Origin of the sequence: Nodularia sp. LEGE 04288 (genome assembly GCF_963896525.1) — a bacterium.
GTDB lineage: Bacteria > Cyanobacteriota > Cyanobacteriia > Cyanobacteriales > Nostocaceae > Nodularia.
Genome location: NZ_CAWQOY010000138.1, coordinates 111,996 through 125,320, shown reverse-complemented (window position 1 = coordinate 125,320; position 13,325 = coordinate 111,996). Strand labels below are relative to the sequence as shown.

The window sequence follows — 13,325 nt, the reverse complement described above, 5'->3', positions numbered from 1 at the left end:
TTCCTGACTAATTCGCGTAAACTTTCCGCGAATTAGTTTTCTGACTCTATTTCTCCCACACTTTTACTCACTCTCAATCCTTTAAACCCTTATCTCAAATTGCTTTCGGCTTATCTTAGTGCCATTCTCCTATACTCAAAGCGATGTCTACGACGGGCTACGCCTACGCTAGCTTTTGCCGACCTATTTCCGAAAAAAGGGCAGCCAGCATATGCACCTTGGCGGTTAGCGTTGGTGTGCATAATGCAATTTATAGAGAATTTATCTGACAGACAGGCGGCGGATGCAGTACGCGGACATATTGACTGGAAGTATTTGTTGAGCCTCCCGTTAAGCGACCCAGGCTTTGACTATTCCATCCTTTCGGAATTTAGGACGCGATTACTTGCAGGTGGCGCAGCGCAAAAACTACTGGATATATTGCTACATCGGTTAAGGGAATCTGGAACACTCAAAACACATCGGCGACAGCGTACTGACTCAACTCATGTTTTAGCTGAAATCCTTACTCTGAATAGATTGGTCTCTGATTAACTCAGCCCTGCTGGGTCTTTTTTCTTGCCTTAGTCTAAACTCCAGTTAACAATCGAAGTATTTTAATAACAAGTCCCTATCGCAAGCATGGAGATTTGCTTTGAGAATTTCTTTTTGCTCAGTTAAACTTAAGCCCCAAGTGGTACAATCATCAAGCAAGCATTTCATTTGTTCGGGCTGAGTGTATAAGTTTACTATTGTTATTGCATATTCCGACAGGGATTTCTTCTCTTGGTTTGTTAGATTTGGTCGGCCTGCATTCAGCAAATCAAGGCGATCGCTGTTATCCTTAAAAGCTGTACTACGATCAAGTCTCTTAACCAATTCCCATGCTTGAGACCAGTTTTGCTTAGATTTGTTTTCAACAAGACTCTTACAGAGTGTGCGAAGTTCTGATTTAACCTCAGTGTTCTCTAAAAGACACTTTTGCTCATGTAGTCCATGATTGAGCAATATTTCAGCTAAAGCAGGATTTTGCTGGAGGCGCTCATTTAACAATAGGCTGAGGGATGCAGGCGAAAGTCTGCTCAACTGTGCAAATAGTAGTGGAATATCCTGAGTCGGATCAATTGCTGCCAAGTCACTGCTAATGTAATCAAGTACTAAGTCAAAGTCATGGGCTGGGTTGGCTACACTTTTAAGAATGTTTTTTAGTTGAGTCAAGTCTAATTGCCAAGCCTTACAATCTTGGAGCAAGCGCCGCGTTTGTGCCGGTTTTGTGTAGAGATTATTAGCGATTTTTATTGCTTGATTCACCAAATCACTTTTTTCACTTAACCCTAAATCTGCTCTACCTGAAGGCATCTCTAGCTCAATTCCTGGTGTCCAACAAACATATTGTAGTTTCAACCAATCATGAGTTGTAAATTTCTGGGTAATACTAGGGCTAGTTACCAGAATTTTCAAATCATTATCAACGCGCTTGTATTTAATCCAATCGACGCATAAATAGTGCCATAGCTTGCTATTGAGCCAGTCCAAACGGTTGCTATCTCGCAAACAGCGTGCCAAGGTATTAGCATACTCTGGTCGAGTAGCAACAAGTTGATCGAAAGACTCGCGTTGCGATCGCAACTGTTGCCATGCCAAACTGATTCGACAAAATTCTCTTCTCTGATTGTCATCCTCGGCTATTATCGGCAAGCAAATTGACAACACCTCAATAGGAAATATCTTTCCAACTATCCTATCGAGGAAAGCAGCAGATTGTTGTTGATTTTCGTAAAGAGCTTTAGCTAGTCTATCCCAGATGTTCCAGGTAATAGTTGGTTGCTGGAGCGCAATGAAAATGTCGCCTAGCTCAGGCTTTTTACCCTCAAACCATTCACAGGTTTTGACTAAGGCGTTACGATTGAAGTAGCTACCCAAATCCTGAGATTGCTGAATCAGGGCTGCTAGTAATTCGCGTGCATCTTCATAAGACGAAGACCATGTGACAAGAACTGTTTTGTAAAACTTATCTTGTTCTGACTCTTTCATTCCTGTTAAATTTGCCAGTTCTTGCAGGTGTTTTAAAACTGTATTCCGTTTTGTCAGTAAGATATTAAGTAAATCTGCTGCTTTTGGATTTTTAGCTTGTAGCTGTTTATATAAATATCTGTCATGAATTTTATCAGCATCAAAATGAACAACCAGAAGTGCAAGCTGGCAGTTAAAGAATTTATACAGGTCTTCAACTTTAAGTTCACCAGCAAGGGCAGTATCCAAAAACGTAATGCGTGCAGGGATGTCATCCTGAAAGATTTTGTTAATGACAAGATCAGTAGCAAGATCCAATGCTGATTGAGAGTCCTTTTGAGATTTATAGCTAACTACACTCTGACAGAGTGCGACAAGCTCCCGCACAATATCATTGTCTTCAACTTCATCACGTGGCTGATCTAATAACTTCTCTTTTAATAAAAATCTCTCAGCTAGGTGCAAATTATCTTGGAGTTCTTTTAAAAACTGGATTTTCTTGGTGCTTGAAAGAGACTTCCACACCTGCTGCAATATGACTGGGATATCCTCAAGAAGACGGACAATTATTTTTGGAGCAATAGGATCTTCCAATGTGACATTATTGTCATCAATTGAATCTAATTGCTTGAAGAGTTGTGGGATTACATCTATATCTGGGATATTAAGGATAGATTGAAGTAGGCTCGCGCACTCAGATTTAAACGTAGTATTTTTGTCAAACTCTCCTGCAAATTTTCTAGTATCACAATTGAACCAAATAAGATTATCAACAGGCTGACATTGAGAGGGATTATTAACTTTAATTAATAGTTTTGCCCAGTTACAATGCTGCTCGTCGAGTGTACCTCCCGCAACTGAGACTTTGTTACGCACACGAGCAGGTAGTAGTAGTAGGATGCTCTCAACAAAATCTACACTTTTTTCCCCTGTTAGAAGTAGCCGTTTACCATTATTTAAGGCAGCTAAAGCCGACAGCAGCAATGGCTGATCTTCAGCATCAGTATCACTGAGGCAGCGTTTGAGCTTATTGACTTCTTCTTGATTCAACTCTGTTGGTAACGGCTCTTTGAGGGGTAAAAGAGTCAAAGATTGTAAGTTAGCTTCAAACTGAGAAAAAAGTGGAATACGTTGAGTATTCATCCAATTTAAGAGTTGAAATGTCCGACCCCGTAGCTGCTTTGCTACCAAATCCATTGGGATAAAAATATAGTGAAGTTGGTTAAATCCTCTGGTCCCACTGCTGGCTTCCTGTCGATTATCATCAACAGCAGTTTCGACCTTCACCAACACTAAATTCTTATTTCCCTCGTCTGAGAAGATACCTATCGCCTTTGTATTCCTTCCAGGTGGTGTTGATCCCCAAAAGCGATGAGTTTCCGCTATAGTTTTGAGACTTTCTTCGTCCGTTAAATCAGTAGTACGAGCAACAAGACGATAGCCAGAATCTCTGCCATCAGCAAACTTGCCATAAATAAAGTGATTATATCCTGAGGCTAAATTCGTATGGAGCATATATGTCATTTTGGGTGTACATGGTATGTTTTGAAAATGAGGAGTAAGGAGAGGATGTTTCAAAATCTCAAACATCCTGCATACGCTACACTCAGCCTGAGTTCATCAATTTTGGTTTGACACATCACTAGGCTTAGAACGGGAAGGTGGATGATTTTGGATTCCTTGAATTAACCACTCAATCGGTTCAAGCACATTATGTGACTTCAATTTGACATCCGGCTTGATAGTCGGTTGTGTTTTTGGTAGCGAAGTTGGTTTCTTCTCGGTATTATTACCCGATGCCCAATTGCTAGATGAAGATGAACCGCTAGAGTTCGTATTGGTTGGTTGTGGTGTATGGGCACGAGAACGTTCATATGTAGTTTTATACTCCCCTTGAGTTGCCTCAGTCGGTGTATTAACTTGTGGTTCAGGGTTGTTATTTACTGCTGGCTCAATTACGGCTGGTTGCCACTTACCACCTTTGTCTTGATAACGACCTATAGATGATACGGAAAAGAATTCACAACGGTTTTCTTTACCAATTTTCTTTTTTCTTTTTTCTTGATTTAACTCTAACCAACAGAAGTTTTTCAGACGCTCCAACTCCAGACCCATCACCTTTTGAGCTAACTCATCGGATTTCTGCTCTTTACTCCAAAGGTCTTCACGGTCAACCTTGGTTACACAAAATGCCATGTATTGCTCTAGCCGCTCCGATATCATGCCAGAGCGTCGAGAACGCTTTTGGCACTCCTGAAATAAATTCCTTAGCAGAGTTGAGTACGCTCTGCCATCTTCCTTGCTTCTCATAGGATCAAGTAAGAAGATAATTCCATCGCACCTAATCAAATAGTCCACAATATCCATTAACTGTTCTTCTAGTTCATGGGTTTGAGCATCAGGGTTATCTATTTTGGCACTGGCTTTGGAGATATCCTCATAAAACTCCCCAGGTGCGTCAATAAAATTAAGCACAATTGTAGAGTTAGCAACACCTGAAGTATCGGGTCTAAGTGTATAGCTGAAAACTTCTAATTTCTGGGATGGCTCTGTTGGGAGTGGGAATACTCGCTCTACACCGATGGTTGTAAGGTGTTCTTCTACAAAGTCACGTGCCTTTTCATCAACGTTAATTTCCCATTTTGGTGATAACTCTAGAGCATCATAAAGCATTGCCAAATATGTCGTTTTACCAGATCCTCTCGTACCCCAAATGCCTAAACGTATAGTTCTGGCAGAAGTTGGTAAGCTTTCTTGTTTGAACCACTTGGTTAAAGTATCTCTATAGCTTTTTAGACGATTGCTTAAGTCCAGTGTATTAGTAGTCATCATGACATTTTCTCCATTTATACCATTAATATTTGCTTTGTTGTGTTTTTTGATGATGCTGATTAACGTGCAGTATTATCAGTAAAGTGAAGCATCTTTTCCGTTTAAAAGGTTTTAAGATGCTCACTTTCTTCAGCATTAAAGTTGCAATTTAGTAGATTTAAAATCAGTCCTTGATACTGGCTAATGCTGCAAGTTTATCCTTTAGTAATTGCACACGCTTTAACTCTGAGTCGGGGATATTTAAGAGTTGGGCTATTTGATATGGATCGCCAGAATCGCGTATTTCAAAAAATACATCTCTGATAAAACTGAACAAGCCTTTTTCAATATCAATAAGTTCGTATCGATAAAGATTCATCAATCCAAAAACACACTCATCAGATACCTGAGTTTCATATAACTGTCTCACTTGTTTGACAAAACTGTTGAAGTTTTCAGCAGGGACAACAGGCTGAAGTTCTATCTTTTCAAGTATTTCAAACAGACCATGTTGTTTGCTGTTGCCTTGTGGAAGGGTAACGCTAAAATAATTAACTGGGGCAGTCATGTTTGTCATTGCGATGCGTTCACTCATTTTTTTCATTCTGGAGTCCATATTCTGAATAAGCGTTTTAATTGTTGATTCTAGCTTTTCAAAAACTTTTGGATAGCCGAAGCAGCCATTAGAGATGTTCTGATATGTCTGTTGTTTTTGAAACTCATCTTTGTAGAATTCAACAAAGTATTTTGCTAGCTCCGGTAAGCGTTGATTGAGTTGATACCAAAGATGCATTTGGGCATCATCAAGTACCGGTTCAAAAAATGGTTGACCTAGCATTCCGCCTTCATATAAAGGAGCTATATCAGTGTTAAAATGCGTCTCCCAAATCTGGGGCATCTGTTTTTTTAACTGTTCATCTGCTTCATCACAAATGATTTTGGCTTTATTATCCAGATCCTTATGTTTTGCCTCTAAGTTTTTCAGGACAGTTTTTCGGAAATTAACTAATTGGTATTTAAGCTGCTTTTGTTTGTCATGCAACTTAGTTTCTACTAACTCCTTAAAATATGTTTCTCCTTGTGTAGCTTTCAGCCCACTGTATTCACTGTCATATTTACTGTAGAGTGGGTTAATAATGCTATCCAAAGCCTGCTTGCCATCACGAATTTGTCCTTCAATGCGCTTATCACGAGCAAACTTAGTTAGTTCTTCTACCAGCTTCGGAACTTGACTTGCTTCAAGCACTTCCTGATCACTCTTGTTTTTGCCCCCATACCTTGCAAGGATGCCTTCGTAAGTTTTAGGATCTACTGGCTCTCCCATGATCTTCTTCTTAGCTAAGTACGCTATCGACGCGGAGGTTATGAAATATGGGGTGTCACCGCCTCGCTTCTTTAACTGTGGGGACGCATAAACAGGTAAGAGTTCCATTACGTCGCCCATCTGCTTATCCAGAGCAGAACGTGGCTCATCATCTTGGATTGTGTCTATGGCGTTTAGCACAAGAAAAATGCGTTCACCCGATTGCTCAATTCCTTGAGGGCTAATGTATTTACCTACACGCCTGAGCAAAGCATTATCACCACGACCAAGAATACGGTGTGCACGCATAATGAAGATAACTGCGTCAGCATCTTTAATTCCTTCACTAATAATTATGTCGTGTAGTGGGCTGCCATCGAGTCCAGGTAAATCAACCAAGCACACATTGTTAGGTAATTGCAGTGTCTGTATGCCATTAGAGTTTTTATTCGGTTTAATATGATATGTCACAGATTTTACCAAGCCAATTCTGCGCTTATTAGGATCTCTATTGAGATCGCTGTTCTCATCAATCAGCTCCTTCAATTCTCTCTCATCGGAGGGATCGCTAAGTGAGAAGTGAGTTTTTAGACTGCTAGGATCATTATTTCTATACTGGTTATTCAGGTCTTCCAATATTTTGCTTAATTTCTTTATATCTTCTTGAGCCTCTTCATGATCACCAGAATATTGTGACAACTTCAACTCTATTGCTTCTAAAAAGTTATTATCTTGATCATGATATGTAACCACTGCCTTTTCTTCTTCATTCTCAGGCACATCAAGAAATATTTCCAAAGCTGTACCTGTCGCAGCCTTACCAGATTTTGCCAGTACTAACTCACGCCCTAGCATGGCATTGAGCATCGTACTTTTTCCCGCACCAGAAGTACCAATCACCGCGATACGATACGGTTGTTTATAATTAAACGCCTTTCTGGCACGAGTTAATAAATCCTCATAACCATTAAGCTCTTGAGAATAGTCAGAAAAGAAGCTTTCTAGTTCTCCTAACCTTTTAATCTGCATAGTATAGCGTTGTGCTTGCTCGTCAGTAGCATCAGGCAGGAATTGCTTAATCTCGGCAATATTCACCATTTTCTTCTTCCACACACTAATTAAAGATTGAAGTTCTGAAATTTGAGGCTTTAATTTCTCTACGACTGCAAAATTTTGCAAAATATCATTCATATCTTCTAGGGGATGATCTTTTGCGGTTAATGCCAGTTGCTGTACAGTTTGAGCAAATTCAGGATTAGTTTGTGCTTCTGACTCTACTTCTTGAAATAATTGCCCATAATCTAAAGCTTGTACAGGTTCTTTCCTAATAGAAATTGCAGTATTTGGAGCGCGTTGTTCGAGTAATCCCAAAAACTTTTCATAGATTGTATCTCCTACCCGTTCTCCTATCCTTTCTCCTATCCTTTCTCCAACTTTTTCTAAGGCGCTTCTTGCGATTGCATAAACGATAGCCAAAAGTTGTTGCGTTAAAAAGTCCATAACTATCTCCACGAATTTTTAAAAGCAGCATACTAGCTGCTTAGTTCAGCTACGAAAAATCGTCGTTTCAGACACTTGAAATTTTCTTAGTGTACAGAATGCCTTTTTTGAGTCCATGATCTCCTAGTCAAATGGAGTTATAAAACCGCCAAATTCCTTTAAGTAAGCAAGAATGGAAGTGCCATTTTCATCTTGAGAAACCTGGTTATTCAGTAGCAGTTGGACAACCACTCCTTCACGCGTAGATTTTTGACCAGCAGCCACATTTTCACCATAAGTTCTCCATTTATAACCAGCTTGCCTTATGCGATCGCCTACAGAACTACCATTAGAACCTGTATGACTCATTGTTCTGTTTCTAGCCATGTCTGAACTATGCACCTGTGCTGCACAAGTTAAACTACCATTTGCAGATAGTGATCTTGCAGCACCAAATCTTTGATTACCACACACACGCCCTTGAGACCTAGCTTGATTCACTAATTGAATTACTTCGTCTGAAAGACCAGCTTGAGCTTGTTGTGGAATACCAACATTGAGCACAAGAATAGCAGCAGATAGCAAGCCTGTTTTTACTGTGAAGTTAGCCATGTTTTTGTGTCCTTAGGAATAATTTGATTTATTTTGCTTCTGTTAACTAATTGGTTAGGTTTTTTAGTTTTATTCACCTTCGGGCTAATGGCATAGCAATCTGAAGAGGGGAAAAAATCAGCTACAAGACAGACTCTATAAGCTTCATAGCTCTTAAACCTTGTTGATAATACTTACATTTATTGCGATTTAATTTCATTAATCCCGTAACTAAATCCATACAAACATCCTTGAAATTGACCCAAGTTTGACCATATAAGCCAATATAAAAACTACTATGTCTCCGTTCCGTTCGACCATGTTCTTTGATCCGAGCAATATATTTTTGTATTCCTTTACGTTTGATTTGTTGACCCTGAATTGTTGCCGAGGAGTAAGCCATCGCTATCAATAAAACTAGAGAAATAAAGCGTTCATCAGTTACATTAGTACCTTCTAAATTATAGCCTCCCTTCTTGAATAAAAAATGATACTCCTGGTTCTAATCCAAGACTATTTAATTCCTAAAAAATATCTTTTTCAAATTCTATAAATTCGTTCTTTTTTAATCGCAAGCAAAAGTATATACCCAAAGATTGAAGGTACTTAGCGAGTTTTACAGAACAAAATTCTCTGTCACCTAATACACATATTTTATAGTTCTGAAAAAGTGGCATTACTTGAGACAATATTTTTTGTTGCTCATCTAGCTGAAAAGCAGATTATTACGTTTAGTAGCAGAATATCGAAAGAGGTGTTTTGAAATGATAAACTGGCCGAAAGTATAAATAGTCAAGCATAAACAGTCCGAAATGCACGGATTTTTGTATGCTCAACAACCAAGAGTTTGAACAATGGTGTCACCGCCTCTGTTTACCAGAGACAGGAAAAGAGGTTGTCCAACACATCCGTTGTTCAGAGCCTGTCAGGAAAGTAGGCGGTGGTGCGAAAAATGTCTGCGGTAGCTACCCAAGCCGCAAAATGGGGAAAACAATTCAGTTTGAATCTCATAAAGTAGAACTGCCGGCGATCGTAGAGTACAAAAATGACGAAGATGTTCTGGAATACTATGACCAACCAGTTCGTTTAAGCCTATCATTTCGGTCAAAGAGCGGACGTAGTGTTGTAACTGCTCATACTCCTGATTTCTTAGTCATTCGTCATAACTGTGCAGGATTTGAAGAATGGAAAACCAGCGAACGTCTCAAAACACTAGCACAGAAACAACCCACACGGTATCAACAAAGCGAAGATGGTCAATGGCAGGCTCCACCAGCGAAAACTAAAGTTCAACCACTGGGACTTTACTACAAGCTACGTACAGATCAAGAAATCAACTGGATTGCTTACCGCAACCATCAGTTTCTTAGAGCTTATTTCAACCAAGATAATCTAAACCCAGAGGCAAGGACAAGGGTTATTGAGTCCGTTACGGCTAACCCTGGGATGACCCTCAAAGAATTACTAGAATCAACGAATACGAGTTGGATAGATGATATCTATATCTTAATTGCAACAAAGCAATTGTATGTAGACTTGAAAGCCATAGCGTTGAGTGAATCCGAAAAAGTTCATCTTTTCAGTAGCCAGCAAATGGCAGCAACTTACAACTTAATTATCTCTCAAAAGACTGCTGCCACTATTGCTTAAGGACAACGGATTGATGTAGCGGTTGGTTCAACCCTGCTTTGGGATGGGAAAAATTAATTTAAGTTTAGTATTCTACGCTTATATCAAGCTTGGTGTCCATTATGTTATGCCAGTTGGCACATGGATAATCGGATCATTTACAATCCATTGCTCTGCTTAGTCAACACAATCAAGTTTCTACCGCCTAAAAATCCAACTTTGGATGATTTTCAAGCATAAGCTGTCCGTTATGGACAACTTATGGTGTCAGTCATACATGTCGGTTCGCAGACTAATTGAAAAATTTTCAACGGATTTATAGGGTTTCTAGCCCCTGTTGTCGCGCACTAGGTGAAAATTTATCGTGGAGTAATTGAAAAATTCTTACCAAAATCGCGGACTAATTGAAAAATTCTGCAAAAATGGGATCATAACTCGCAAACTCAATCAGGATAAGGCTTTGAATCAACAAACTTGTAAATAGTTGTCGTAGTTTAGCACGAAAGAATAAGGCTTCCACAACCTTATTTTCAATTAGTCTGCGACAATTTTCATCTTGTCCGCGAAACGACAATAACTTGACCGAAAGTCGAGCGTCTGGGGGTAGGGGGTATTAATCGGATTTTTTATCGTATAGAAGATAAGAGTTCCTTATTTTGTGTTGTAGGCTTGTATTACAATGTAATTTGCCGCATAATACAAGTGAACAGCTCAGTTAATGGTTTCAAGCGTGGCACAACTAAACATTCAAATACCGGATGAACTGGCTCACCGTTTAGAACCTTTGCACAGTCGCTTACCTGAATTGCTTTGGCTATTGTTGGGTAGTGAACCCCAACAAACAAGGGAGCAATCTCAAGTTGATACCGCAACTGGAGAAATTCCCGCAGTTTACCAGGAAGTGCTAGATTTCTTGGTCAAGCGCCCCACACCGGAAGAAATTATTGCTTTTAAAGTCTCACCTAATGCTCAAAGACGACTGCAATCTTTATTAGAAAAAAACCGTTTTGGTACACTTACTCCCACAGAAATGGCAGAATTAGATGTTTACGAGCAATTAGAACATATGATGATTTTGCTCAAGGTACGTGCGATGAAAAATTAATCCCAGAAAATGCCTTCTAATTCAATTTCTACAGAACTTAGGAAGCTGGTTGTCAAGTCGCTTCTCTACGAGACGCTACGCGAACGCTCCAATTCAAAATTCAAAATTATTAATTCAAAATTAAAGACAATTAGTGAGAGCAAGAAAAGCGCCACTAATTGGAGACCGCCAAATCAAAGATTATGGCGGGGGCTTGTACCCAGAATTAATCAATTGCAAAATTTTATTTCTTCTTCATTTTGCATTTTGCATTTTGAATTTTGAATTCAAAACTTTCATGTCTATCATGCAATCGGCATAAAGGTTCTGATTTCGCTACTATCGATGCAGCTACAGGAGAAATTGTGCCATTGTTTAACCCACGCCGTCAAATTTGGGAGGAACATTTCTATTTTGAAGGTGCGAGAATTGAGGGGAAAACACAAATGGGAAAAGCCACTGCCAGATTACTTCAGTTTAATATTCCCAATCGGGTGTTAGAAAGGCAAGTGTTAATGAGCCAAGACAAATATCCGTAAGTGTTAATTACATGACAGATAGAGTCGGGATAAAATTGAGATTTAATGGGTGGTTTCAATGAAGCATTGATTAATGCTCATGGAAAATCGCATCATTTTCCCAAAATCTCCAGTTTTATTCAAAATTCAGCACTAAGACTATTGATTTAATAAATTGAATAAAGAATTATGGAGAGCGCAGAATCTTTACCACCAATTAAATTAATTCCAATTGAAGATACCGCAGTCATCAGAAAACCAAAAGGCAATAAAATATGTGCAAAAATCACTGCACCCACTGATATTCGTTTTGTGAAGGTACAGGAGTTTTTACGCAGCAATAACCTTGCGCCTAACAGCCGTAAGCTCTACGAACGAGAACTGAAGAGGTTTTTAGCTTGGACCGAACTGCACTATCATGAGCTGCGTCCACGTCATTTTGGGCAATATAAAGAGTACCTGCGGGATGATGTACGTACTGATACTGGTAAACCTCTGGCTAAAAGCAGCATGAATGCGGGAATTGCGGCTCTGAAAAGCTTTTTTAAGTGGATGTGTTATACCTATCCTGAGATTATTGCTACTAATCCCACACTGGGGATAAAACTAGAAAAAATCCCCCTACCTCCTGCTCAAAGTTTAACGCCAGAAGAAATGCAACGGGTATGGTCAGCGTTGGAGTTTCTGGGAGAAACAAAACAACGGGATACAGCAATCGTTCACATTCTCAGTCATGGACTCCGGGCTGGGGAAGTTGTACTGTTAAATGTTGGGTCTTTTGATGGGAAGGTACTGTTTTTACCAGATACGAAAACTAATGAACCACGCTTAGTACCGTTGCGAAAACAAAGCCGAGAAGCTGTAACGGAGTATTTGCGATCGCGCCAAGAACTAGGTGAACAATTAAATAGCCTCAGCCCATTAATGATTTCACACCATGCTTCATATCAAGGACAGCGCTTGAGTTATCATGGCATTTACTTTGCTATCGAAAAAATAGGGGAAATGGCTGAAGTCGAAGGTTTGCATCCTCACTCTTTTCGTCATACCTATGCGACTGATTTATTACTGTTGGGTATTGACCCTACCCATGCTCGGAAGCTGACGGGACATCAAAGCGAGAGAGCATTTCGGCGGTATACACTCCGTAGTGAGCAAGAAGCGGCGATTTCTGCTTATTATCGCGCAATTGGTGAAGAGGGATAAAAGGGTATTGGGTGTAGGGTGTAGGGTGTAGTGATATGAAATAAATGCGAAATTTAATATAGTGTTCCTGCTAGATAAAGTATGAATAATAAACCATCAATTCAATCATATCAGGATTTAAAAGCATGGCAAGAAGCTATGAATTTAGGAGAAGAGTGTTATAGAGTTACGAAGCAATTTCCTAAAGAAGAAACTTATGGTATGACATCACAAATTCGGAGAGCTTCTGTTTCTATTCCAGCTAATATTGCTGAGGGTTATGGTAGAAGAACAAGAGGTGAGTACATTCAGTTTCTATATATGAAACGAGGGTGTAGGGTGTGGGGTGTGGGGTGTAGATTCAAGAATAATTTGTCTAAATTGTACATCATACTCTACAAGCAAATATCCTACAAACATTTAATTTATCAATTGAACAACCATAATTTCTTTCTTATTAAATATGCGGAATCTATTTGAAAAAATCTACCTACACCCTACACCCCATCCCCTATACCCTTCTTATATAGCTCAAGGTTCACTTAAAGAACTTGAAACACATCTTTTACTTTCAATTCGTGTAGAGTTAGCTGTTGCTGAAGTCATAGATCCAGTTCTTGAGCAATGTAAATTAGTTGGCAGAATTTTATTAGGTTTAATTCGCTCTCTTGAAAGTAGAACGTAGCAGAGTGTTAATTATTTCTATTTTCCTACACCCTACACCCTACACCCC

General features: G+C 39.4%; 10 protein-coding genes and 2 pseudogenes. 7 read left to right on the top strand and 5 right to left on the bottom strand.

Annotation, left to right across the window (positions count from 1 at the left end; genetic code table 11):
* Positions 1 to 174: 174 nt before the first annotated feature.
* Positions 175 to 522: pseudogene (locus tag AACX33_RS19765) on the top strand (transposase); the annotation flags it as partial.
* Between the two features lie 57 nt (positions 523 to 579).
* Here the strand turns inward: AACX33_RS19765 and AACX33_RS19760 are convergent.
* The 5 genes and pseudogenes from AACX33_RS19760 to AACX33_RS19740 all read right to left on the bottom strand — a co-directional run.
* A complete protein-coding gene (locus AACX33_RS19760) occupies positions 580 to 3,507 on the bottom strand; it encodes a hypothetical protein (RefSeq protein WP_227788805.1) in 2,928 nt (975 codons plus the stop codon).
* 105 nt (positions 3,508 to 3,612) lie between these two features.
* Positions 3,613 to 4,824: a TRAFAC clade GTPase domain-containing protein gene (locus AACX33_RS19755; protein WP_227788804.1), complete on the bottom strand. Its 1,212-nt coding sequence runs from the start codon at positions 4,822 to 4,824 to the stop codon at positions 3,613 to 3,615.
* A 163-nt stretch (positions 4,825 to 4,987) separates the two neighbouring features.
* Positions 4,988 to 7,606, bottom strand: coding sequence for a dynamin family protein (locus AACX33_RS19750; protein WP_227788803.1), 2,619 nt, complete (start codon positions 7,604 to 7,606; stop codon positions 4,988 to 4,990).
* A 123-nt stretch (positions 7,607 to 7,729) separates the two neighbouring features.
* Complete coding sequence (locus tag AACX33_RS19745; protein WP_227788802.1) at positions 7,730 to 8,197, bottom strand: CAP domain-containing protein; 468 nt, start codon at positions 8,195 to 8,197, stop codon at positions 7,730 to 7,732.
* Positions 8,198 to 8,318: 121 nt separating this feature from the next.
* Positions 8,319 to 8,883: pseudogene (locus tag AACX33_RS19740) on the bottom strand (IS4 family transposase); the annotation flags it as partial.
* A gap of 121 nt (positions 8,884 to 9,004) precedes the next feature.
* Between AACX33_RS19740 and AACX33_RS19735 the strand changes: the two are divergent.
* From AACX33_RS19735 to AACX33_RS19710, 6 genes are all read left to right on the top strand, one after another.
* On the top strand, positions 9,005 to 9,826 hold the full coding sequence (locus AACX33_RS19735) for a heteromeric transposase endonuclease subunit TnsA (protein ID WP_227788801.1): 822 nt from the start codon (positions 9,005 to 9,007) through the stop codon (positions 9,824 to 9,826).
* Between the two features lie 709 nt (positions 9,827 to 10,535).
* Positions 10,536 to 10,910: a hypothetical protein gene (locus tag AACX33_RS19730; RefSeq protein WP_227788800.1), complete on the top strand. Its 375-nt coding sequence runs from the start codon at positions 10,536 to 10,538 to the stop codon at positions 10,908 to 10,910.
* A 260-nt stretch (positions 10,911 to 11,170) separates the two neighbouring features.
* On the top strand, positions 11,171 to 11,428 hold the full coding sequence (locus tag AACX33_RS19725; RefSeq protein WP_227788799.1) for a hypothetical protein: 258 nt from the start codon (positions 11,171 to 11,173) through the stop codon (positions 11,426 to 11,428).
* A gap of 168 nt (positions 11,429 to 11,596) precedes the next feature.
* On the top strand, positions 11,597 to 12,613 hold the full coding sequence (locus AACX33_RS19720; RefSeq protein WP_227788798.1) for a tyrosine-type recombinase/integrase: 1,017 nt from the start codon (positions 11,597 to 11,599) through the stop codon (positions 12,611 to 12,613).
* Between the two features lie 81 nt (positions 12,614 to 12,694).
* Positions 12,695 to 13,072 carry a four helix bundle protein gene (locus AACX33_RS19715; RefSeq protein ID WP_227788797.1) on the top strand — a complete coding sequence of 126 codons (378 nt, stop codon included), beginning with the start codon at positions 12,695 to 12,697 and terminating at the stop codon, positions 13,070 to 13,072.
* Positions 13,056 to 13,277 (top strand): four helix bundle protein, encoded by a 222-nt coding sequence (locus AACX33_RS19710; protein ID WP_227788796.1) that lies wholly within the window; start codon positions 13,056 to 13,058, stop codon positions 13,275 to 13,277. The genes AACX33_RS19715 and AACX33_RS19710 overlap by 17 nt, the downstream gene beginning before the upstream one ends.
* Positions 13,278 to 13,325 lie beyond the last annotated feature (48 nt).

Excerpts from the sequence above, each read along its gene's own strand:
- AACX33_RS19760 (WP_227788805.1), bottom strand. The coding sequence starts at position 3,507 with ATGCTCCATACGAATTTAGCCTCAGGATATAATCACTTTATTTATGGC.
- AACX33_RS19755 (WP_227788804.1), bottom strand. The coding sequence starts at position 4,824 with ATGATGACTACTAATACACTGGACTTAAGCAATCGTCTAAAAAGCTAT.
- AACX33_RS19750 (WP_227788803.1), bottom strand. The coding sequence starts at position 7,606 with ATGGACTTTTTAACGCAACAACTTTTGGCTATCGTTTATGCAATCGCA.
- AACX33_RS19745 (WP_227788802.1), bottom strand. The coding sequence starts at position 8,197 with ATGGCTAACTTCACAGTAAAAACAGGCTTGCTATCTGCTGCTATTCTT.
- AACX33_RS19735 (WP_227788801.1), top strand. The coding sequence starts at position 9,005 with ATGCTCAACAACCAAGAGTTTGAACAATGGTGTCACCGCCTCTGTTTA.
- AACX33_RS19720 (WP_227788798.1), top strand. The coding sequence starts at position 11,597 with ATGGAGAGCGCAGAATCTTTACCACCAATTAAATTAATTCCAATTGAA.
- AACX33_RS19715 (WP_227788797.1), top strand. The coding sequence starts at position 12,695 with ATGAATAATAAACCATCAATTCAATCATATCAGGATTTAAAAGCATGG.
- AACX33_RS19710 (WP_227788796.1), top strand. The coding sequence starts at position 13,056 with ATGCGGAATCTATTTGAAAAAATCTACCTACACCCTACACCCCATCCC.